Genomic DNA, 20,668 nt, shown 5'->3' on the forward strand with positions numbered 1-20,668 from the left:
TACAAGCCCCTCGCCGGCCGGCTCACAGTCCGAGCACCGCCTTGGCGATGATGTTGCGCTGGATTTCATTCGAACCGGCATAAATCGTCGAGGCCCGGTTGTTGAGGTAGAGCGGCATCGCCGTGACGCCCCAGGACGGTGTCACGGTCGGCTCGTTGTGGCCGAGCTCCCGCGCCTCCGGCTCGAAGGGCGCGGCGTACCATGACAGCGCCTCGACGCCGAGATGATCGAGTTTCTGCAGCGTCTCGCTGCCCCGGATCTTCATCGCCGAGGAAACGGCGCCGGGGTTGCGGCCCTGGCTTAGATCGGAGAGGACCTGCATCTCGATCATCTCCAGTGCCTGGATTTCCATCTCGGTCTCGGCCAGCCGTTCGGCGAAGCCGCGGTCCTCGATCAAGCGGCCCGATCCGTCGGCTGCCTCCTCCCGCGCGATGCGCTTCACGTCGTCGAGGCGGGCATGGAGGTTGGGCGTGTAGGCATCACCGCCACGCTCGAACTCGAGCAGGTACTTCGCCACCGTCCAGCCGGCATTCTCCGGACCGATCCGATTGGCGATCGGCGTGCGGACGTTGTCGAGGAACACCTGGTTGACCTCGTGGTCCCCGGCCAGGGTCAGGATCGGGGAAACCGAAACACCCGGCGTCTTCATCGAGTCGATCAGGACGAAGGAGATGCCGTCCTGCGGCTTGCCTTCGGTCGAGGTGCGGACGAGGCAGAACATGTGGTCGGCGACATGCGCACCGGTCGTCCAGATCTTGGTGCCGGTGATGACGTAGTCGTCGCCATCACGAACCGCGCGGGTCTTGAGGCTGGCGAGATCGGAGCCCGAACCGGGTTCGGAATAGCCCTGGCAGAAGGTGATATCGCCCGAGAGGATGCGCGGCAGGTACTTGGCCTTCTGCTCCGGCGTGCCGAATTTCATGATCACCGGTCCGACCATCCGCAGGCCCATCGAGAAGATGCGGGGCGCATCGGCGGCAGTGCACTCGCGGCTGAAGATGTAGCGCTGGGTGGCGTTCCAGCCGGTACCGCCATACTCCTTCGGCCAGCTCGGCGCCGACCAGCCGCGCCGGGCGAGGACCCGATGCCAGCGCAGACCGGCTGCAAAGTCGGCGAAGACGCCTCCGGTCTTGCGCCCCGCCTCCCGCAGGTCCTCGGTCAGGTTCTCGTCGAGGAAACGCCGGACTTCATCCTGGAAGGCCTCGTCTTCCCTGCTCAGCGCCAGATCCATGAGCCTGCTCCCTTGCTTCCTTGGGAAGAGGCTAGCGACCGACGCCATGGCCCGTCCAGTGCGCGGCTGACACGGGCTTCCGACGGGCGGTATGGTTCTTGCCTCGCAAGCGTAACCGAACGCGGAGGTCGCCGTGGCCCGACTGGTTGGTCTGATCGCCCTTCTCTTCCTGGCCCTGCCGGCGGCTGCGCAGGAGCGCAAGGAAGTCGACCTCGCGCTGGTTCTGGCGATCGACATCTCGGGCAGCATCGATCCCGACGAAGCACGGCTGCAGCGCCAGGGCTATGTCGAGGCGTTCAGCGACCCCGTCATCGTCAAGGCGATCCTCGGCGGCAATCATGGCCGCATTGCCGTCGCCTATTTCGAATGGTCCGATTCGTGGGTGCAGAAGCTGCTCATCGACTGGACACTGCTCGATTCGGAGGCCGCGATCGCAGCCTTCTCCCAGCGCCTCGCGGATGCACCGATCTCGATCGCGCGCCGCACCTCGATCAGCGGCGCGATCCGCTATGCCATTCCGATGTACAGCCGCAGCCCCTACGAGGCCGAGCGCAAGGTCCTCGACATTTCGGGCGACGGATCGAACAACGACGGCGGGCTCGTCACCGACATCCGCCATGACGCCCTCAAGGAGCGCATCGTGATCAACGGCCTGCCGATCATGAACGGCCGGCCCAATCCCTTCGGCTTCCCCGCCGAGGACGATCTCGACAGGTATTACCTGCACTGCGTCACCGGCGGCCCGCGCTCCTTCGTCGAGGTGGCGCGCAGCTTCGAGGACTTTCCCCGCGCCATCCGCAAGAAGCTCCTGCAGGAAGTGGCCGACATCGGTCCGCTGAACGACTTCGACATCGGCGAACTCGGCAAGTCACGCGACGGCGTGCAGCTCGCGCAGTCCGCCGGCGGTCGTCGGGCCGTCAAGGCTGACGACGATTACACCCGGTTCGTGCGCCCCGAATACGAACTGGGCTGCGACGTCGGCGAGCGGCGTTCGCGCGACTTCTGGCAGCGCCGGTTCGGCGTCACGCCGGACTGACCGTTTGACGCGCGACGCGCCGTCCTGAAGATGCTCCCAGCCAAGCAATAAGGGTCGGGCGCTCCGGCCGGGGGAGCCCATGAACGACGCGACCGCCCAGGCGATCTATTTCTACGACCGGCATCCGATGTCGGGCCAGATCATCAAGGCGAAGTTACAGGCGGCGCGTGGCCACCTGGACGGCGTCACGCCCGAGGAACTCTGGCCCCACGACCAGGATCACTACGGAGGCATCGCTGCGACCGATGCGCTGGCGGCGGCCGCTTCCATCGGCCCGGGCACCGAGGTCGCGGATTTCTGTGCCGGATTGGGCGGCACCGTGCGCTACCTCGCCCATCGCTATGGCGCCGACGTGACCGGCATCGAGCTCACGGCCTCGCGTGCGCAGGCCGCAGAAGAGCTCATTGCGCTGGTTGGCCTGCAGGAACGCGCCCGCGTCCGGCAAGGCAATGTAATGGACGTGCCGTTGGCCGACGAATGCGTGGACGTCGTGGTGAGCCAGGAAGCGCTCTGCCATGTCCCCGACCATGCGAAGACGTTGTCAGAGGCTTTCCGGGTTCTGCGGAAAGGCGGCCGGCTGGCCATGACCGACTGGATCGCCAACAAGCCGCTGTCCGTGCCGGACGCCAAGCTCATGTGGGACGGCATGGCGATCCAGCCACTGGAAACGCTCGCGACCTACGGCGAACTTGCGCGCGCTGCCGGATTCCGGGTCGAGGCGGCGACCGACCTGACGGAGGAATGGGGACCGATCCTGAAGCAACGGCTCGCCATGTATCAGCGCCTCCGCGAAGAGGCACGCGTGGCCGGCACACCCATGGGGCACGACGCCTTCCACGAATCCTACATCCGCTTCGTCGACCTCATCACGAAGCGCGAACTCGGCGGCATACGGCTGGTGGCGGTCAAGTAGCGCCTAAGGCGCAGTGCGCGCGACTCCTGCTCCCGCCGGCGGAAAAGGCTGCATCGGTCCAGCCCCCTGCGGGTCGAAGCCCCCCATCCGGGGTGGGCCGCCGGGTCCGTTCGGACCACCGGGCATCTGCGACGCCGGTGCCGGACCGCCCTGAACGGGGCCTGCCGCATTGGGCCCTCTCGCCGAATTGGCTTCCGCAAGCCCGGCTGCCTTGGCCGCCCGATCGGCCCCGCCGTCGCGCTTGCCGCCGTTCGCCTCGAGCCGGCCGATACTGTCGGCAAGTCCTCGCCGCGCAACGGGCGATGCCAGTCCCGGCGGTTGGCCGAGCATCGCACTCACCTGGAAGCCCGGCGCGGTCACTCTCCGAGTTCGCCCCTGGCTCGTCAGCGTCATCTCGTAACCGAACACGAAGGTTGCGGTCGTTCTGGTCGGCTCGACGCTGAACAGGGCGATGCCGCCGCGGATGGTGATTGTGCCCGACGGCGTCGTGACAATGACCGGCGTCTTCTTGCTGATCTTGCCGCCGACCAGCCGGAACACGCCCTTGGTGGCCGTCACGCCAAGCTCGCCCAGCTTCCTGTCCGAATCGTAGACGAACCTGTCGAGCGTGACCTGGGCCTCGCTGCCGATCGTCAGTGCCGTCCCGTCGAGGAACAGGAGATGGGCGCGATCGGCGCTGCCGGTGGTGATGACCTCGCCCGCCTGGACGTCGAGGCCGACATGAAGGACCCGCTCGATCTCGTCCGGAGGCTTGCCAGTCGGATCGCCCGCGACCGCGGAGGCGATCCCCACCCGGGGCGCATCGGCCGCCGCCGACATGCTCGTCGCCAGCGGCACCGTCATGATTGCTGCACCCACAAGGAGTGCCTTCCGCATGTTCGACATGAGAGGGCTACGCGAACGCGGCGCCCGCCATCCCCATCCGCCGCGGCGGGCAATCGTCGCACCGCACGGTCAATTCGCAGACGCTACGCAGCGACGATCGTCTTGAAGCCGCCATAGGCCATGCGCTTGGGATCGAACGGGATATCCTTGGGCGGTTCCTGCATGCGGGGGTCGGCCATCACCCGGGCGTTGACCTTGTCGCGATGAGCCCTCGACTTGTAGACGATGTAGGAGAACATGATCGTCTCGCTCGGCTTGGTCTTCACCAGCTTGGTGAATGGAAGACCGAACTTCACTTTCAGGTCGTCGGCGACACATTCGCGATAGTCGAGAGCGCCATGCTCGCGCCAGACCTTGCCGGCCATGCGAGCCAGTTTCGTGTAGGCAGCCAGCTTCTTCTTGGGAACGACCAGGACGAAGCCATCGACGTACGACATCTCGGTCTCCCATCAGTTGATCATTCGGGTGCGGAATAACTGCGCTTCACACGATGTGTCAATCCGGATGCAGTACCGGCAGGGCCGACAATCTGCTTGCCGCGAATTCGAGGAATACGTCGATCTTCGGAGCGCGGTGGGCGCGGCCCTTCGTCAGCAAGTGGACAGGCAACGGCGCCGTCTCGAAGGCGCGCAGCAGGCGCACCAGGCGGCCGGCCGCGAGGTCGTCAGCCACTTGATACGACAGGAACTGCGCGATCCCCCGCCCGTCCCGAACCGCGCGTAGTCTGGTTTCGATGTCATCGGTGCGGAACCGCCCTTCCAGGCGAAGCGGCGCCCCGCGGCGACGCCTGGCAAAACTCCAGTCCATTGCACCAAGCGACGTACCCAGCAGGGCCTCGTGCCGCGCCAGATCCGCTGGATTCTTCGGCACGCCGCGACGCGCCAGATAGTCGGGGCTCGCCACCCATTGCCGACGCACGTGCCCGACGCGCCGGGCCGTCAGGCTGGAATCGGCCAGCGCCCCGATCCGCACCGCCACGTCGACATCCTCGTCGATCAGATCAACGTTGCGGTCGTTCAGCAGCAGTTCGATCTCGATTTCCGCATGCGTATCGAGAAAGTGGGCCGCGAGGGGCGACACGTGTCGTCGTCCGAACTGGACGGGCGCGGCGATGCGCAGCAAGCCGCGCACCGGCGCCTCGCGCGCGCCCGCCGTCGCCGCTTCGTAACCGGCCACCACGGCCCGCGCCTGCTCGTACAGGTTGCGCCCCGCTTCCGTGGGCGCGAGACGGCGCGTGGTCCGGTCGATCAGCCGCGCGCCGATCCGGTCCTCGAGGGCCGCAAGCGCGCGCGTGACCGCGGGCGGCGAGCGCCGCAGCCGGCGCGCCGCCCGCACGAGGCTTCCATCTTCCACGATGCGCACGAAGATCGCCAACTCGTCGAGCCGGTCCATGTTATTCTTCCAGTAATTGGAATTATTACTTTAGCATTCGTGCTGTTATCGCCGCAATCGACCGGCCCTATGTTCGCCCCCTCAAGGAGAGCCGGCATGCTGAATGGAAGCTGCCCCTGCGGCGCGGTCACCGACCAGGCAGACGCCCGCATCGAACAGGAGGGCCTGTGATGAGCATCGACACGACCACTTTCTTGCCCTTCAACGCCGACGAGCGGGCGGCACAATTGCGGGCCGGCCTCACGCCCGGACGCATCGCGCCCATTCGCCCGTTCATGCCGGAACAGCACCGCGCGTTCTTCCCCCTCCTCACCTACCTGTTCACCGCCACGCCCGATGAGCGGGGCTGGCCCTTGGCCTCGGTGCTGACGGGTCCACGTGGCTTCATCACATCGCCCGATCCGACGACCTTGCGGATCGACGCGCTGCCGCAAGCCGACGATCCGGCCGAACCCGGCTTCGCGGCGGGTACCGAGATCGGTCTGCTGGGTCTCGACCTCGCGACCCGGCGGCGCAATCGCGCCAACGGCAGCATCGTCAGCCGTAACCAGGGGCTGACCGTGCGCATCGCGCAGAGCTTCGGCAATTGCCCGCAATACATCCAGACACGTTCGGTCCCGGCGACGAAGACCGACGGCCGGGGCGTCGTTGCTGCGTCGGTCGACCTGGACCGACTGGACGAAGCCGCGCGGGATCTCATCGAGTCGGCCGACACGTTCTTCGTCGCCAGCCGAGGCCGCGACGAACTCGGGACAGAAGGCGGTTTCGACATGTCTCATCGCGGTGGACGGCCGGGCTTCGTGGCCGTGCAGGGAGAGACGCTCGTGATTCCGGATTTTCGTGGCAATGGCTTCTTCAACACGCTGGGAAACCTCCTGGGCAATCCCCGGGCGGGCCTGCTGTTCATCGATTTCAGCAACGGCGACCTTCTCCAGATCCAGGGCACGGTGACGATCGACTGGCAGCCGGAGGGAAGCGAGCCCACCGGAGCGGAGCGGCTTTGGCGCGTGAAGGTCGAGCGCGCCTGGCGCACACGCTCTGCGTTTCCCTCGGGGTCAACTTTCGGTGAATTTTCTCCCAGCACCCTTCATACGGGCACCTGGTAGCCACATTCGTCCGGACAAGTCCCTGCCTGACAGGCTATGTCGGGCAGGGGTCGGGAAGTCGTGGGAAACAGGGTCAGCATCGTCATACCGACGCATAACCGCGCTTCGCTGCTGCGACGCGCGCTCGTCTGCGTGCAATCGCAAACCCTGCGCGACAAGGAGATCGTGGTCGTCGTCGATGGATCGACCGACGATACGCTTTCGATGCTCGCGACCTCCTTTCCCGAGGTGAAGGTCGTCCATCATCCCTCGTCGAAGGGGCCCAGCGCCGCGCGCAACGCCGGTGTGGCCGTTGCATCGGGCGAGTGGATCTTCTTCCACGACGACGACGACCTGATGCACCCCTCGCACCTGGCGGAACTCCTGGCGGCCACCCTGGCCGCTCCTCCTCAATCGCTCGTCGCCGGGCGCTCGCGAGACTTCGCCGTCCGCGACGACAGCATCGTATTCAGCCCACCGGTCTGGACCGCGGCGGAGCGCTCCGACACCGACACGCTGATCCAGTTCCTCGAGCCCACGGCGCTGCGCACCATCACGCACACCACGATCCTGTGGCCTCGCCGCCTGTTCGACACGGAGACATGGGACGAGACCCTGAGCTTCTACGAGGATTTCGACCTGTGCGGACGGGCCATCCTGTCCGGCCTGCACGTGATCGGCCGCGAAGTCGGCATGTACTATATCCGCGTCCATGGAGCGCCGCGGATCACCCATGCCGGGGACGACACCAACCAGCTTCTATGGTCGGCGCGCTACTGGCTGAAGTGGGCGGCGATCCTGCGCGACCATCCCGAGCACCGGGCCTGCGCGGAAGCCCTGCGCAACGGCTTGATGGACAGTCTGATCCGGCTGTCCATCGTGGCGGCGGGCCGGAGCTACATGCCGCAGCTCGCCGCTGCGTTCCGGGAATGGGGCGGCGAGCGCTACTACGTGACGCCGCCGCCGCGGAGCCCCCTGAAACGCAAGCTCGGCGATGCCGTGCTGAACCTGGCAGGCTTCCGGGCGCTGCACCTGATGCTCGCGGGCGCCGAAAAGTTGCGGCGCAGGGAAGCGCCCTATCTCGACAGGCTGGAGGCCCCGGCAAACGAGGCTGACCGGCAGGACGCCTTCTACATCGGCAAGTACGAAGGCGAGGCCGAAGATCAGACAGCCGCCGAGCGAAGTCGCGCCACCATCGCTTCGAGCGCCAGCAGGTAGGAATCGGTTCCGAATCCCGCGATCATGCCGACGGCTGCCGCCGCGGTGATGGACCCGAACCCGCGCTTCTCGATGTTGGTCATATGGATTTCGATCGCGGGCATTGCGATCGACCGCAGACAATCCCGCAGAGCATAGCCAGCATGGAGGAAGCCCGCGGGATTGAACAGCAACCCGTCGAACCTGGCGCGGTCGGCCTTGTAGATCGCCGACACCGCCTCGCCCTCGATGTTCGTGTAAAGAATTTCGACCGATACGCCGAGTTCCCGCGCGCGCCGGCGTATGAGCGCGTCGAGTTGCCTGGCCGTGGTGGTTCCATAGAGTTCGGGCTGGCGTTTGCCCAGATACTCCATGTTCGCGCCCTGGATCAGCAGCAGCTTCATCTGGCGCATCCTAGGGCAACCGGCTGACCACGCGAACCATCCGTTCGGCAGATCAACGCGGCAGCGTGGTCGAACCCATCAAGCTTTCGTCAATCGACCGGGCGCACTGGCGGCCTTCGCGGATTGCCCAGACGACCAGCGACTGGCCGCGACGCATGTCGCCGGCGGCGAACAGCTTGGGCACCGACGTCCGGTAGTCCGTGACGTTGGCGGCGACGTTGCCGCGCGGATCCAGCGCGACGCCGGCCTGCTCGACGAGGCCCGGCCTGCGCGGGCCGAGGAAGCCCATGGCCAGAAGTACGAGATCGGCCTTCAGCTCGAAGCTGCTGCCCGCGACCTCCTGCATGGCCATGCGGCCGTCCGCGCCCTTCACCCATTCGACCCGAACGCATTCCAGCGCCTCGATCCTGCCGTTGCGGCCGATCGCGCGCTTGGTCAGCACGGCGAAGTCGCGGGCCGCGCCCTCCTCGTGGCTCGACGAGGTGCGCAGCTTGAGGGGCCAGTCCGGCCAGGTCAGCGCCTTGTTCTCGCGCACCGGCGGCTGCGGCATGACTTCGAGCTGCGTCACCGACGCGGCGCCATGGCGGTTCGACGTACCGACGCAATCGGAGCCGGTATCGCCGCCGCCGATGACGATGACGTGCTTGCCCTTGGCGCTGAGCGTGCCGCGCGGCGCCGCGCGCGATTCGTCGTCGCCCGCGTTGCGCTTGTTCTGCTGCGTCAGGAAATCCATCGCGAAATGGATGCCGTCGAGCTCGCGACCCGGCACTTCGAGATCGCGCGGCAGTTCGGCGCCGCCCGTCAGCGCGACGGCGTCGTAGCCTTCGAGCAGCGACTTGATCGAGAGTGTCGCGCCGACCTCGACACCGGTGCGGAACTCGACGCCCTCGGCTTCCATCTGCCGCATGCGCCGGTCGATGAGGTGCTTCTCCATCTTGAAGTCGGGAATGCCGTAGCGCAGCAGGCCGCCGATGCGATCGGCCTTCTCGAACAGCGTCACCGAATGGCCGGCGCGCGCGAGCTGCTGGGCGCAGGAAAGGCCGGCGGGGCCGGAGCCGACGACGGCGACACGCTTGCCGGTCTTGTGCGCAGGAACAGCGGGCTGGATCCAGCCCTCTTCCCAGCCGCGATCGACGATCGCGCATTCGATCGACTTGATGGTCACGGGGTTGTCGTCGATGTTCAGCGTGCAGGAGGCCTCGCAGGGCGCGGGGCAGATGCGGCCGGTGAACTCCGGGAAGTTGTTGGTCGAGTGCAGGACCTCGAGCGCGTCCTTCCAGCGGTCGCGGCGGACCAGCTCGTTCCACTCGGGGATGATGTTGTTGACCGGGCAACCGTTGTGACAGAACGGAATGCCGCAATCCATGCAGCGCGCGCCCTGCCGGGAGACCTCGGCCGGCGGCATCGGCAGCACGAATTCTCTGTAGTTCTTGAGGCGGGACTCGACCTTTTCGTAGGACCGGTCCTTGCGCTCGATCTCGAGGAAGCCTGTGGCTAGGCCCATCGTCCGATATCCTTCAGCTCGCTGATTTCCTCTCCTCTCCCCCTAGCGGGGCAGAGGAACCCGATTCACTCCGCAGCAACGGCCTTCGCCGCCGCCCGCTCGCGGGCCTGCAACAGGGCCCGCTTGTAGTCGCGCGGCATGACCTTCACGAAGCTCTGCAGCGCCTTGTCCCAATCCTCCAGCAGCGCGCGTGCCCGCGCACTGCCGGTGTGGAGAAGATGGCGTTCGACGAGGATGCGCAGCCGCTCGGCGTCGAACCGCAGCACGTCGCCCATGCCGTTGTCCTCGACATCCACCGCCCGCTGACGCGGCTTTCCGGTCTCCTCGCTCTCGCCCGACGCCGGACCGACCTTCTCGAGGTCGACCATCGCGGGATTGCAAAGGTCCTTGAAGCGCGCCTTCGGGTCGTAGACGTAGGCGATGCCGCCCGACATGCCGGCCGCGAAGTTGCGGCCGGTGTCGCCCAGCACCACGACGACGCCACCTGTCATGTATTCGCAGCCATGGTCGCCGGTGCCCTCGACGACGCAGACAGCGCCCGAGTTGCGCACGGCGAAGCGCTCGCCCGCAACGCCCTCGAAGTAGGCCTCGCCCGCGATGGCGCCGTAGAGCACCGTGTTGCCCACGATGATGTTCTTCAGCGGATCGCGCGCACAGTCCCTGGGCTGGCGCACGACGACGCGACCGCCCGACAGACCCTTGCCGACATAGTCGTTGCCGTCACCCGACAGTTCCAGCGACACGCCGCGCGCCAGGAAGGCGCCGAAGCTCTGGCCGGCGGTGCCGGTGAGACGCACCGAGATCGTGTCCTCGGCCAGTCCGACATGGCCGTAGCGCCGCGCCACCTCGCCCGAGAGCATCGCGCCGACGGTGCGGTTGACGTTGGTGATCGGCAGCTCGATCCGGACCGGGTGGCCGCCGTCGAGCGCCGGACCTGCCGCCTCGATCAGCTTGTGGTCCAGGGCCTTGTCCAGCCCGTGGTCCTGACGCTCGGCGTTCCAGATCGCGATGCCTTCGCGGGCCGGCGCCTGGTAGAGCAGCTTCGAGAGGTCGACGCCGCCCGCCTTCCAATGGTCGATGGCCTTGCGCATGTCGAGCCGGTCGACCCGGCCGATCATCTCGTTCAGCGTCCGGAAGCCCAGCTGCGCCATGATCTCGCGCAGTTCCTCGGCCACGAAGAAGAAGTAGTTGATCACATGCTCGGGCTGGCCGGTGAAGCGCTTGCGCAGCACCGGATCCTGCGTCGCCACGCCCACCGGGCAGGTGTTGAGGTGACACTTGCGCATCATGATGCAGCCCGCGGCGATCAGCGGCGCGGTGGCGAAGCCGAACTCGTCCGCGCCCAGCAGCGCGCCGATGGCGACGTCGCGGCCGGTGCGCAGGCCGCCGTCGACCTGGACGGCGATGCGGCCGCGCAGCCCGTTCAGCACCAGCGTCTGCTGCGTCTCGGCGAGGCCGATCTCCCAGGGCGAGCCGGCATGGGTGAGCGAGGTGAGCGGCGAAGCGCCGGTGCCGCCCTCATAGCCCGAGATCGTGACGTGGTCGGCGCGCGCCTTGCTGACGCCGGCCGCGACCGTGCCGACGCCGACCTCGGAGACCAGCTTCACGGAGACACGTGCCTTCGTGTTCACGTTCTTGAGGTCGTGGATGAGCTGCGCCAGATCCTCGATCGAATAGATGTCGTGATGCGGCGGCGGCGAGATGAGGCCGACGCCGGCCGTCGAGCGGCGGACGCGGGCGATGTTCTCGTCGACCTTGTGGCCGGGCAGCTGGCCGCCCTCGCCGGGCTTGGCGCCCTGCGCCATCTTGATCTGGATGTCGTCGGCATTGACCAGGTACTCGGCCGAGACGCCGAAGCGGCCCGACGCGACCTGCTTGATCGCCGAGCGCATCGAATCGCCGTTGGCCAGGCGCTTGAAGCGATCCGCCTCCTCGCCGCCCTCGCCGGTGTTCGACTTGCCGCCGATCCGGTTCATGGCGATGGCGAGAGTCGTGTGCGCCTCGCGGCTGATTGAGCCGAAGCTCATGGCGCCGGTGGCGAAGCGCTTTACGATTGCAGCAGCCGGCTCGACTTCCTCGACCGGAACGGGCTTGTCCGACCACTTGAACTGCATCAGGCCGCGAATCGTCAGCAGCCGCTCGCTCTGCTCGTTGATCGTGGTGGCGAAGGCCTTGTACTCGGCCGACGAATTGCCGCGGACCGCGTGCTGCAGGCGCGACACGCTCTCCGGCGTCCAGGCATGGTCCTCGCCGCGCAGGCGGAACGCATAGTCGCCGCCGACGTCGAGCATGTTGCGGTAGACCGGGTTGTCGCCGTACGCGTTGCGATGGCGGCGCACCGTCTCCTCGGCGATCTCCTGCCAGCCCGCGCCCTCGATCGTCGTGGCGGTACCGGTGAAGTACTTCTCGACGAAGCCGGAATGGAGGCCCACGGCGTCGAAGATCTGGGCGCCGCAATAGGACTGGTAGGTCGAAATGCCCATCTTGGACATGACCTTGAGCAGGCCCTTGCCGACCGCCTTGATGAAGTTCTTCTGAACCTCGTAGGGCTTCAGCGGCAGGCCGTTCTGGATGCGCAGCGCCTCCAGCGTCTCGAAGGCGAGATAGGGATTCACCGCCTCGGCGCCGTAGCCGGCCAGGCAGCAGAAGTGATGGACCTCCCGCGCCTCGCCGGTCTCGACCACGAGGCCGGTCTGGGTGCGCAGGCCGCGCCGGATCAGGCTGTGATGCACGGCCGCGGTCGCGAGCAGCGCCGGGATCGGCACCCGCTCGGCCGATACCGCGCGATCCGACAGGATCAGGATGTTGCGATCGGCCAGCACCAGGTCCGTCGCTTCGGCACAGACGCGGTCGAGCGCCTTCTCGAGCCCCGCCGCGCCTTCCGACGCCAGCCAGGTCGTGTCGATGGTGGCGGTGCGGAACGAGCCGTCGAGCAGATCCTCGATCGAGCGGATCTTCTCCAGCTCGGCATTGGTCAGGATCGGCTGCGCCACTTCGAGCCGCTTGTGCATGCCGGCGTGCCGGCCGAGCAGGTTGGGGCGCGGGCCGATCATCGAGACCAGCGACATCACCAGCTCCTCGCGGATCGGATCGATCGGCGGGTTGGTGACCTGCGCGAAGTTCTGCTTGAAGTAGTTGTAGAGGAGCTTGGGCTTCTTCGAGAGCACGGCGATGGGCGTGTCGGTGCCCATGGAGCCGATCGGATCGTCCGGCTCGCTCGCCATCGGCTCGAGGAAGAACTTGATGTCCTCCTGGGTGTAGCCGAAGGCCTGCTGGCGATCGAGCAGGGTCGAGGGATCGTTCGACGGCACCGGCGACGGCGCGTCGGGAATCTCGGAGAGCTCTTCCAGCTTGTGCTGCGTCTCCTTCAGCCATTCCTCGTAGGGCTCGGCCTCGGCCAGCGTCCGCTTCAGCTCCTCGTCCTCGACGATCCGACCCTCTTCCAGGTCGATCAGCAGCATCTTGCCGGGCTGCAGGCGCCACTTGCGCACGATCTTGTTGTCGGGGATCGGCAGGACGCCCGATTCGGACGACATCACGACGAGGTCGTCCTCGGTGATCAGGAAGCGCGCGGGCCGCAGGCCGTTGCGGTCGAGCGTGGCGCCGATCTGGCGGCCGTCGGTGAAGGCAATCGAGGCCGGTCCGTCCCACGGCTCCATCAAGGCTGCGTGGTACTCGTAGAAGGCCTTGCGGCTGCCATCCATCAGCGGATTACCGGCCCAGGCCTCCGGAATCAGCATCATCATGGCGTGGCTGAGCGAGTAGCCGCCGGCGACCAGCAGTTCGAGGGCGTTGTCGAGGCAGGCGGTGTCCGACTGGCCGTGCGGGATGATCGGCCACATCTTGTCGAGGTCGGCGCCGATCAGGTCGGATTCCATCGTCCGCCGGCGGGCATACATCCAGTTGACGTTGCCGCGGACCGTGTTGATCTCGCCGTTATGGGCGATGAACCGGTAGGGATGCGCCAGCTTCCACGACGGGAACGTGTTCGTGGAGAATCTCTGATGAACGAGACAAAGCGCTGATGCACAAAGAGGATTCCTCAGATCCTCATAAAAACTCTCAACCTGGTGGGCGAGCAGCAGCCCTTTGTAGACCACGGTCCGCGACGAGAAGGACGGCATGTAGAGCTGCGACAGGCCGGGCAGCTTCTGCTTCTTCTCGAGGTCGGCCAGCGGGTTCTGGGTCTGCTTGCGGATCGCCAGGAGCTTGCGCTCGAACGCGTCCTGGTCGGCCAGCTTCGAGCTGCGCCCGACGATGGCCATGCGGATGACCGGCATCGACGCGATGACCGCCTTGCCCAGACCGTCGAGGTTGGTCGGCACGTCTCTCCAGCCGACGAGCTTCTGCTTTTCTACTTTAACAAAATGCTCGAAGCGCTTGATTGCAAACGATCTTGCCTTCTCATCCTGCGGCAGGAAGCACATCGCGACCGCGTAGTGGCCGGGCTCCGGCAGATCGACGCCTTCCTTGCGCGCCCAGTCGCGCAGCAGCGCGTCGGGAATCTGGATCATGGCCCCGGCGCCGTCGCCCATCAGCGGGTCGGCGCCCACGGCGCCGCGATGGTCGAGGTTGACCAGGATCTGCAGACCCTGGCGCACGATGTCATGGGTTTTGCGCCCCTTGATGTCGGCGACAAAGCCCACGCCGCACGCGTCGTGTTCGTTGCGTGGATCGTACAGTCCCTGCTTTTCAGGCAATCCCATGACTCTATCCTGCTGGCGCGCGAGCGGGCCCAGCATCCCCCCGGATGCTTTCGTCTATCGGCGCATTATTAGACCGGTCGCGGGCTCCGGCGAAAGCCCTCGTTGCGTCGCAATAGCCGACTTCAGGTCGTTACTCTACCCGCTTGAATTTCAGAGCGATTGCGGTCGGGCCCGGTGCAGCCCCGATGCTGCGGGTCCGCAAGGTGGACGCCGTGCACGCCCGGAGCACCGGCGCAGCGAGTGCATTGAAGCCATCGCCGCCATGGCCTACCTTGCCGACCGCACGCGGGCAGCGTTCGTGCCCGGGGGGAGAGACTGAGCTGATGTCGGAACGTTCGATCGGTCGCTGGGCGACCCTGCTGGCGGCTCCCCTGCTGGCCGCAACGCTCGGCGCCTGTTCGACGCCGACCGCCCCCCAGGCCTATACGGGGCCGGGCTGGTACCTCGAGAAATCCTACATCATCCTTGCCAGCAGCCCGAAGGTGTTCGGCGGACCGTTCACCTACGAAAAATGCGAGGAAGAGCGCATCAAGCTCGGCCCGATCGTTTCGCCGGAAATGCTCTGCGTAAATCATCCGGGCCGGCCGAAGCCGTACGGGTTCTACCCGATCGACCCGCCTCCCCCGCCTGTGGCGGGCCAATAGCGGCTGTAACACTAGTCGGCTAGGCTGAATCGAAGGTGTGGGGGGCGACCGCCGAGTGGCGACCATTTCCATCGAAGCAGTCCGCAAGAACTTCGGTCCTGTCGAGGTCCTCAAGGATATTTCGCTGGAAATCGCCGACGGCGAATTCCTGACGCTGCTCGGCCCGTCTGGCTGCGGCAAGTCGACCCTGCTGCGCATCATTGCCGGACTGGAGCGCAACGACGCCGGCGCGATCGTGATCGGCGGCCGCCGCGTGGACGACTTGCCGGCGCGCGACCGCGACATCGCGATGGTGTTCCAGAGCTACGCTCTCTATCCGCACATGACCGTCGCCCAGAACATCGGCCTGCCGCTCTCGATGCGCCGCATGAACGTGTGGCAACGCCTGCCCTGGATCGGCTCGATGCTGCCTGGCACCGCCGCCGCCCGCAGGACCATTGCAAAGGACGTGGCTGAAGCCGCGCAGGCCCTCGACATCGGCCCCCTGCTTGGCCGCAAGCCCGGCCAGCTCTCGGGCGGCCAGAAGCAGCGCGTGGCGCTGGGCCGCGCCATGGTCCGCCACCCGGCGGCCTTCCTGCTCGACGAGCCGCTCTCCAATCTCGACGCCAAGCTGCGGGTGCAGATGCGGTCGGAGCTCACCGAGCTCCAGCGCCGGCTGGGGGCCACGATGATCTACGTGACGCATGACCAGGCCGAGGCGATGACCATGTCGGACCGCGTCGCGGTCATGCTGGCGGGCAGGCTCGAGCAGGTGGCGCCGCCGCGCCGGCTCTACGACGATCCCGAGACGCTCGCCGTCGCCGAGTTCGTGGGCAGCCCGAAGATCAACGTCATGCCGGTCGAGGGCGGCTTCCACGCCGTACGCCCAGAGGCGATGCAGCTCGTTGCCCCCTACGAGGCCGGCGCAATCGCGGGCCATGTCCGGCTGGTCGAGCACATGGGCTCGGAAAGCCTCGTCCACGTCGAGGTGAAGGGACAGCCGACACCGCTGATCGCCCGCATCGATGCCCATGCGGAACGCGACCCGCAGCGCGGCGAAGCCGTCGGCCTGAAGCCGCTGCCCCACCGCGTCCTGAAGTTCGACTCCGAGGGAAGGCGGGTCCGGTGACGGCGCCGGCGGCAAACGACGCCACGCCCGCCGAGCGCCGCGCCGCGCTGGCGCTGGTCTCGCCCGCCTGGCTAGCCTTCATCGTGCTGCTGGCCGGTCCGACACTGGCGGTGTTCGTCCTGTCGCTCACCGACTGGCAGCTCGGCGCGCCGACGATGAACTTCATCGGCCTGGGCAACTACGAGCAGCTCTTTGCCGACCGGGTATTCTGGAAATCGTTCGGCAACACCGCCGTCTACTGCCTCGTCACGGTGCCGGGCTCGGTCTTCCTGGGGCTCGGCCTCGCGCTGCTGATCGAGGGCGCCACCTTCGGCCGTGGCTTCTACCGCGCGGCCTACTTCCTGCCCGTGACCTCGACCCTGATCGCGATGGCGGTGGTCTGGGAGTTCCTGCTGCATCCCAGCGTCGGCCTGATCAACATCGTGCTGGAACAGGTCGGCATCACCGGCGGCGACTGGCTGAAGAACCCCAGCCGCGCACTGTTCACGCTGGCCGGCATCGGCATCTGGCAATCGGCCGGGCTCAACATGGTGCTGTTCATGGCCGGGCTGAAGTCGATCCCCGCCGACCTCTACGAGGCCGCCGAGATCGACGGCGCGGCTTCGGCGTGGGAACGCTTCCGCTGTGTTACCTGGCCGATGCTGGGGCCGGCGACCCTGTTCGTCACCGTGGTGTCCGGCATCCGCTCCTTCCAGGTCTTCGACACCGTCGAAGTGCTGACCAAGGGCGGACCGAACAAGTCGACCGAGGTGCTGCTCTATACGATGTACACCGAGGCCTTCAATTTCTTCCGGACCGGCTATGGCGCCGCCATCACCGTGGTGTTCCTCGTGGTGGTGCTGGCCCTCACCCTCCTGCAGGTGAAGGCCGGCGAGAAGAGGACGCACTATGGATGAGGCACTGCGGATGAGGCGCCCCGCATGAAACCCGGCGGGTCGATCCTCGGCCACATTCTGCGTCACCTCCTGCTGATTGCCGGGTTGGTGATCATGCTGACGCCGTTCGTCTGGATGATCTCAACCTCGCTGAAGCCGCCCAACGAGATCTTCTCGACCAAGCTCAGCCTGCTGCCCAACAACTGGGCCGCGGCCGATAACTACGGCAAGGCCTTCACCAAGGTGCCGCTGCTGCGCTACCTGCTGAACGGCGTGATCGTGACCGGCGGCATCTTCCTGCTGCAGCTGGTCGTCTCCCTGCCCGCCGCCTATGCGCTGGCCAAGCTGCGCTTCAAGGGTCGCGACATCCTGTTCACGATGGTCCTGATCGGGCTGATGATCCCCGCCCAGGCGCCGGCCATTCCGCGCTACGTCATGCTTTATGAAGTGGGCCTGCTCGACAGCTATGCCGCCCTCATCGTCCCGTTCGTCTTTTCGGCGTTCGGCATCTTCCTGATGCGGCAGTTCTTCAAGACGGTGCCGGACGACCTGATGCATGCCGCCCGGATCGACGGGCTGGGCGAATTCGAGATCCTGTGGCGGATCATGCTGCCGCTCGCCATGCCCGCCATGCTGGCCTTCGGGGTCATTTCCGTCGTCTCGCACTGGAACGATTTCTTCTGGCCGCTGATCGTCATCCAGACCGGCGACCTTGCCACGCCCCCCCTGGGTACGCTCTTCTTCCGCAACGAGGAGGCGGGCAGCGATTTCGGTCCCCTGATGGCCGGCACGGTCGTCATCACCGCACCGCTCGTCCTGCTGTTCCTCGCCGCCCAGCGGCGCTTCATCGAGGGAGTCACGCTGAGCGGCATGAAGGGGTGAAAGGAAACGGCAACATAGCCGTGTGATGAGAGGAAACGTTCAACGAAGGGAGAAGTCATGCGCAAGCTCTTGGGGGTGGCGGCGCTCGCCGCCGCATTCGTGGCCGGTCCCGCCGCGGCTCAGACCGAAATAACCGTCCAGTACGCGATCCCCGACATCTTCAAGGATGTGCAGGAGGAGATCGCCAAGCAGTTCATGGCGGCGAACCCAAACATCAAGGTGAAATTCACCCAGCCGACCAAGGAGTACGAGGACGCCACGCAGCAGGTGCTGCGCAACGCCGTCACCGGCCAACTCCCCGACGTCACCTTCCAGGGCCTCAACCGCCAGCGCATCCTGGCCGATCGCGGCATCGCCCAGCCGCTCGATCCCTTCATCGCTGCCGAAAAGGACTGGGCCAAGGCGGGCTACGACGGCGCGCTGCTGACGCTCGGCCAGGTCAAGGGCAAGCAGTACGGCATGGGCTTCTCGCTCTCGACGCCGATCATCTATTTCAACGCCGATCTCGTGAAAAAGGCCGGCGGCGATCCCGACAACTTCCCCAAGACCTGGGAAGGCATCTTCGCGCTCGCCAGGAAGATCAACGATCCGGCCAACAAGATCACCGGCTTCCACTTCGACTGGGACATCACCGGCAACTGGATGTGGCAGGCCCTCGTCTTCTCCAACGGCGGCACGATGCTGACGGCGGACGAGAAGAAGGTCGCCTTCGACCAGCCGCCCGGCCAGAAGGCGATCGAGACGCTGCGCCTCATGATCACCGACGGCGGGATGCGCGACGTGAGCCAGGCGACCTCGCTGCAGGACTTCGTCGCGGGCCGCCTCGGCATCTGGGCGCACTCGACGTCGCGCCTCGGCGGCGTCACCAAGCAGGCCCAGGGCGTGTTCAACCTGCGCACCGCCACCTTCCCGCTGGGCGCCGGGGCCGACTCCCGCCTGCCGGCCGGCGGCAACGTCGCCATGATGCTGGCCAAGGATCCGGCCAAGCAGAAAGCCGCTTGGGAATACATCAAGTTCGCCACCGGCCCGGTCGGCGCGACCATCATGGTCAAGGGCACCGGCTACTTCCCGGCCAACGCCATCCCGGCCAAGGATCCGAAGATGCTGGGTGATTTCTACGCCCAGAACCCGAACCATCGCGTCGCCATCGGCCAGCTCCCCAGCATGACCGCCTGGTACGCCTTCCCGGGCGAGAACGGCCTCAAGATCACCGACGTGATCAAGGATCATCTGCAGACGGTCGTGAACGGCAGCGCCAAGCCCGCCGACGCGCTGAAGAAGATGACCTCGGACACGCAGGCGCTGCTGCCGAAATAACGCCAGACGAAACATGCGGGCGGAGCGGGATCCCCTGCTCCGCCTGTCATGTCAGAGGAACGACGTGCAAAAATTCATTCACATTACCGACACCCATTTCGTGCCGCCGGGCAACCTGCTCTACGGCCTCAACCCGATCGACCGTCTGGCGCTCTGCGTCGCCGACGTGAACCGCAACCATCCCGATGCGGCCTTCGCGATCGTCACCGGCGACCTCGCCCACAAGGGCGAGATGGAAGCCTACGCCGCACTGAAGCGCGAGTTCGACAAGCTGGTGATCCCCTATCACCTGCTGGTGGGCAACCATGACGATCGCGAGAACTTCCGGACGACCTTCCCGCAGGCGAAGTTCGACGAGAACGGCTTCGTGCAATACACGCTCGACATGGGCGAGGGCGTGACGGGCATCTGCCTCGACACCAACGAGCCCGGCAAGCCGTGGGGCACCTTCTGCGAGAAGCGCGGCGCCTGGCTGAAGGCGACGCTCGACCGGCTGGGCGACAGGCCGGTGATGATCTTCATCCATCACCCGCCCTTCAAGGTGCGGCTGAAGCGAATGGACGACATCTCGCTGCTCGATCCGCAGCATTTCATCAAGGCGATCGAGGGCCGCCGGAACATCCGCCATCTGTTCTTCGGCCATCTCCACCGGCCGATCGCCGGCGCCTGGCGCGGCATCCCGCTCTCGACGCTGCGCGCCACCAGCCACCAGGTCGCGCTCGACTTCGTCATCGAGGGCCGTATCCCCGGCAGCCACGAGCCGCCGGCCTATGGAGTCTGCCTGCTCGAGGAAGACCAGATGATCGTGCACATGCACGACTTCCTCGACCGCACGAACACCTTCCTGCTTTAGGGTCGCTCTGAACACGATAAAATCACCGACACCAACCTCATGCTGAGGAGCGCTCCGCAGGAGTGCGTCTCGAAGCATGGGCACGGGCACCGCGTTTGTTGTCCATCCTTCGAGACGCGCCGCTTCGCGGCGCTCCTCAGGATGAGGCAGGTACTTGATCTATCTCCATCGGAAGGACTCTGGCCGCTCGGTCTCTATTTGTAGGAAGAGACCTCGACCAGGTTGCCGTCGGGATCGCGGCAATAGACCGAGACGATCGTGCCCATCGCGCCGCTCTTCTCGGTCGGCCCCAGTTCGATCTCCACGCCGCAGGCGCGGAAGTGGTCGGCGACGGCCTGCGGTGGCGACGCGGTGAGAAAGCACAGATCGTCGCTGCCGGGCGCCACCGTCCGGCCCGTGAACCACTGCTTCTGGGTGGCCGTCTCGGGGCGCAGGTTGATCTTCTGGCGCCCGAAATGCATCGAGGTCACGCGTCGGCCGGGCGACGGTTCGGTGACCTTGCGCGTCATGCCCAGCACGCGCTCGTACCAGGCGGCGGCGACCTCGACGTCGCGCACATTCATGACGAGATGATCCAGCGCCTCGACGACAACAGCCATTGCACGACCTCGATTTTCGGGCCCCCAGAGTGAACCC

18 protein-coding genes are annotated in these 20,668 nt (G+C 66.3%); 10 read left to right on the forward strand and 8 right to left on the reverse strand.

The genetic code is table 11. The annotated features are described in order from the left end of the window. Positions 1 to 22: 22 nt before the first annotated feature. On the reverse strand, positions 23 to 1,231 hold the full coding sequence (locus LJ725_RS05725; RefSeq protein WP_230549648.1) for an acyl-CoA dehydrogenase family protein: 1,209 nt from the start codon (positions 1,229 to 1,231) through the stop codon (positions 23 to 25). A 133-nt stretch (positions 1,232 to 1,364) separates the two neighbouring features. Here LJ725_RS05725 and LJ725_RS05730 point away from each other — a divergent pair, with 133 nt between their 5' ends. After that, a complete protein-coding gene (locus LJ725_RS05730) occupies positions 1,365 to 2,267 on the forward strand; it encodes a DUF1194 domain-containing protein (RefSeq protein WP_230549649.1) in 903 nt (300 codons plus the stop codon). Between the two features lie 79 nt (positions 2,268 to 2,346). Continuing rightward, on the forward strand, positions 2,347 to 3,180 hold the full coding sequence (locus LJ725_RS05735) for a class I SAM-dependent methyltransferase (protein WP_230549650.1): 834 nt from the start codon (positions 2,347 to 2,349) through the stop codon (positions 3,178 to 3,180). A 3-nt stretch (positions 3,181 to 3,183) separates the two neighbouring features. On the opposite strand, the gene LJ725_RS05740 is transcribed toward LJ725_RS05735, so the two are convergent. The 3 genes from LJ725_RS05740 to LJ725_RS05750 all read right to left on the reverse strand — a co-directional run bounded on the left by LJ725_RS05740 (position 3,184) and on the right by LJ725_RS05750 (position 5,457). Next, the gene (locus tag LJ725_RS05740) at positions 3,184 to 4,065 is read right to left on the reverse strand and encodes a FecR family protein (protein WP_230549651.1); all 882 of its coding nucleotides are present in this window, start codon (positions 4,063 to 4,065) and stop codon (positions 3,184 to 3,186) included. 83 nt (positions 4,066 to 4,148) lie between these two features. Beyond that, complete coding sequence (locus LJ725_RS05745) at positions 4,149 to 4,502, reverse strand: DUF1428 domain-containing protein (protein ID WP_230549652.1); 354 nt, start codon at positions 4,500 to 4,502, stop codon at positions 4,149 to 4,151. Positions 4,503 to 4,560: 58 nt separating this feature from the next. Further along, positions 4,561 to 5,457, reverse strand: a complete 897-nt coding sequence (locus tag LJ725_RS05750; RefSeq protein WP_230549653.1) for a LysR family transcriptional regulator — start codon at positions 5,455 to 5,457, stop codon at positions 4,561 to 4,563. Between the two features lie 170 nt (positions 5,458 to 5,627). On the opposite strand from LJ725_RS05750, the gene LJ725_RS05755 reads away from it, so the two are divergent. Both LJ725_RS05755 and LJ725_RS05760 read left to right on the forward strand, forming a co-directional pair. Then, on the forward strand, positions 5,628 to 6,563 hold the full coding sequence (locus LJ725_RS05755) for a pyridoxamine 5'-phosphate oxidase family protein (protein WP_230549654.1): 936 nt from the start codon (positions 5,628 to 5,630) through the stop codon (positions 6,561 to 6,563). Between the two features lie 60 nt (positions 6,564 to 6,623). Further along, positions 6,624 to 7,760, forward strand: coding sequence for a glycosyltransferase family 2 protein (locus tag LJ725_RS05760; RefSeq protein WP_230549655.1), 1,137 nt, complete (start codon positions 6,624 to 6,626; stop codon positions 7,758 to 7,760). On the opposite strand, the gene LJ725_RS05765 is transcribed toward LJ725_RS05760, so the two are convergent. The 3 genes from LJ725_RS05765 to gltB all read right to left on the reverse strand — a co-directional run bounded on the left by LJ725_RS05765 (position 7,706) and on the right by gltB (position 14,353). Then, positions 7,706 to 8,143, reverse strand: coding sequence for a type II 3-dehydroquinate dehydratase (locus tag LJ725_RS05765; RefSeq protein WP_230549656.1), 438 nt, complete (start codon positions 8,141 to 8,143; stop codon positions 7,706 to 7,708). The genes LJ725_RS05760 and LJ725_RS05765 overlap by 55 nt on opposite strands. A gap of 52 nt (positions 8,144 to 8,195) precedes the next feature. Further along, positions 8,196 to 9,647, reverse strand: coding sequence for a glutamate synthase subunit beta (locus tag LJ725_RS05770; protein WP_230549657.1), 1,452 nt, complete (start codon positions 9,645 to 9,647; stop codon positions 8,196 to 8,198). A 65-nt stretch (positions 9,648 to 9,712) separates the two neighbouring features. Further along, positions 9,713 to 14,353 carry a glutamate synthase large subunit gene (gene gltB / locus LJ725_RS05775; RefSeq protein ID WP_230549658.1) on the reverse strand — a complete coding sequence of 1,547 codons (4,641 nt, stop codon included), beginning with the start codon at positions 14,351 to 14,353 and terminating at the stop codon, positions 9,713 to 9,715. A gap of 323 nt (positions 14,354 to 14,676) precedes the next feature. Between gltB and LJ725_RS05780 the strand changes: the two genes are divergently transcribed. From LJ725_RS05780 to LJ725_RS05805, 6 genes are all read left to right on the forward strand, one after another. Further along, the gene (locus LJ725_RS05780; RefSeq protein ID WP_230549659.1) at positions 14,677 to 14,997 is read left to right on the forward strand and encodes a hypothetical protein; all 321 of its coding nucleotides are present in this window, start codon (positions 14,677 to 14,679) and stop codon (positions 14,995 to 14,997) included. A 55-nt stretch (positions 14,998 to 15,052) separates the two neighbouring features. Continuing rightward, positions 15,053 to 16,105, forward strand: coding sequence for an ABC transporter ATP-binding protein (locus LJ725_RS05785; RefSeq protein ID WP_230549660.1), 1,053 nt, complete (start codon positions 15,053 to 15,055; stop codon positions 16,103 to 16,105). Beyond that, complete coding sequence (locus LJ725_RS05790) at positions 16,102 to 17,001, forward strand: carbohydrate ABC transporter permease (RefSeq protein WP_230549661.1); 900 nt, start codon at positions 16,102 to 16,104, stop codon at positions 16,999 to 17,001. Before LJ725_RS05785 ends, LJ725_RS05790 begins: the two co-directional genes overlap by 4 nt. 24 nt (positions 17,002 to 17,025) lie before the next feature. Then, positions 17,026 to 17,862 (forward strand): carbohydrate ABC transporter permease, encoded by an 837-nt coding sequence (locus LJ725_RS05795; RefSeq protein WP_230549662.1) that lies wholly within the window; start codon positions 17,026 to 17,028, stop codon positions 17,860 to 17,862. Positions 17,863 to 17,919: 57 nt separating this feature from the next. Further along, a complete protein-coding gene (locus LJ725_RS05800) occupies positions 17,920 to 19,179 on the forward strand; it encodes an ABC transporter substrate-binding protein (RefSeq protein ID WP_230549663.1) in 1,260 nt (419 codons plus the stop codon). 64 nt (positions 19,180 to 19,243) lie between these two features. Continuing rightward, on the forward strand, positions 19,244 to 20,032 hold the full coding sequence (locus LJ725_RS05805) for a phosphodiesterase (RefSeq protein ID WP_230549664.1): 789 nt from the start codon (positions 19,244 to 19,246) through the stop codon (positions 20,030 to 20,032). 194 nt (positions 20,033 to 20,226) lie between these two features. On the opposite strand, the gene LJ725_RS05810 is transcribed toward LJ725_RS05805, so the two are convergent. Next, the gene (locus tag LJ725_RS05810) at positions 20,227 to 20,631 is read right to left on the reverse strand and encodes a VOC family protein (protein ID WP_230549665.1); all 405 of its coding nucleotides are present in this window, start codon (positions 20,629 to 20,631) and stop codon (positions 20,227 to 20,229) included. Between the last annotated feature and the right edge of the window lie 37 nt (positions 20,632 to 20,668).

The organism is Reyranella aquatilis (assembly GCF_020880995.1).
Taxonomy (GTDB): Bacteria; Pseudomonadota; Alphaproteobacteria; order Reyranellales; family Reyranellaceae; genus Reyranella; species Reyranella aquatilis.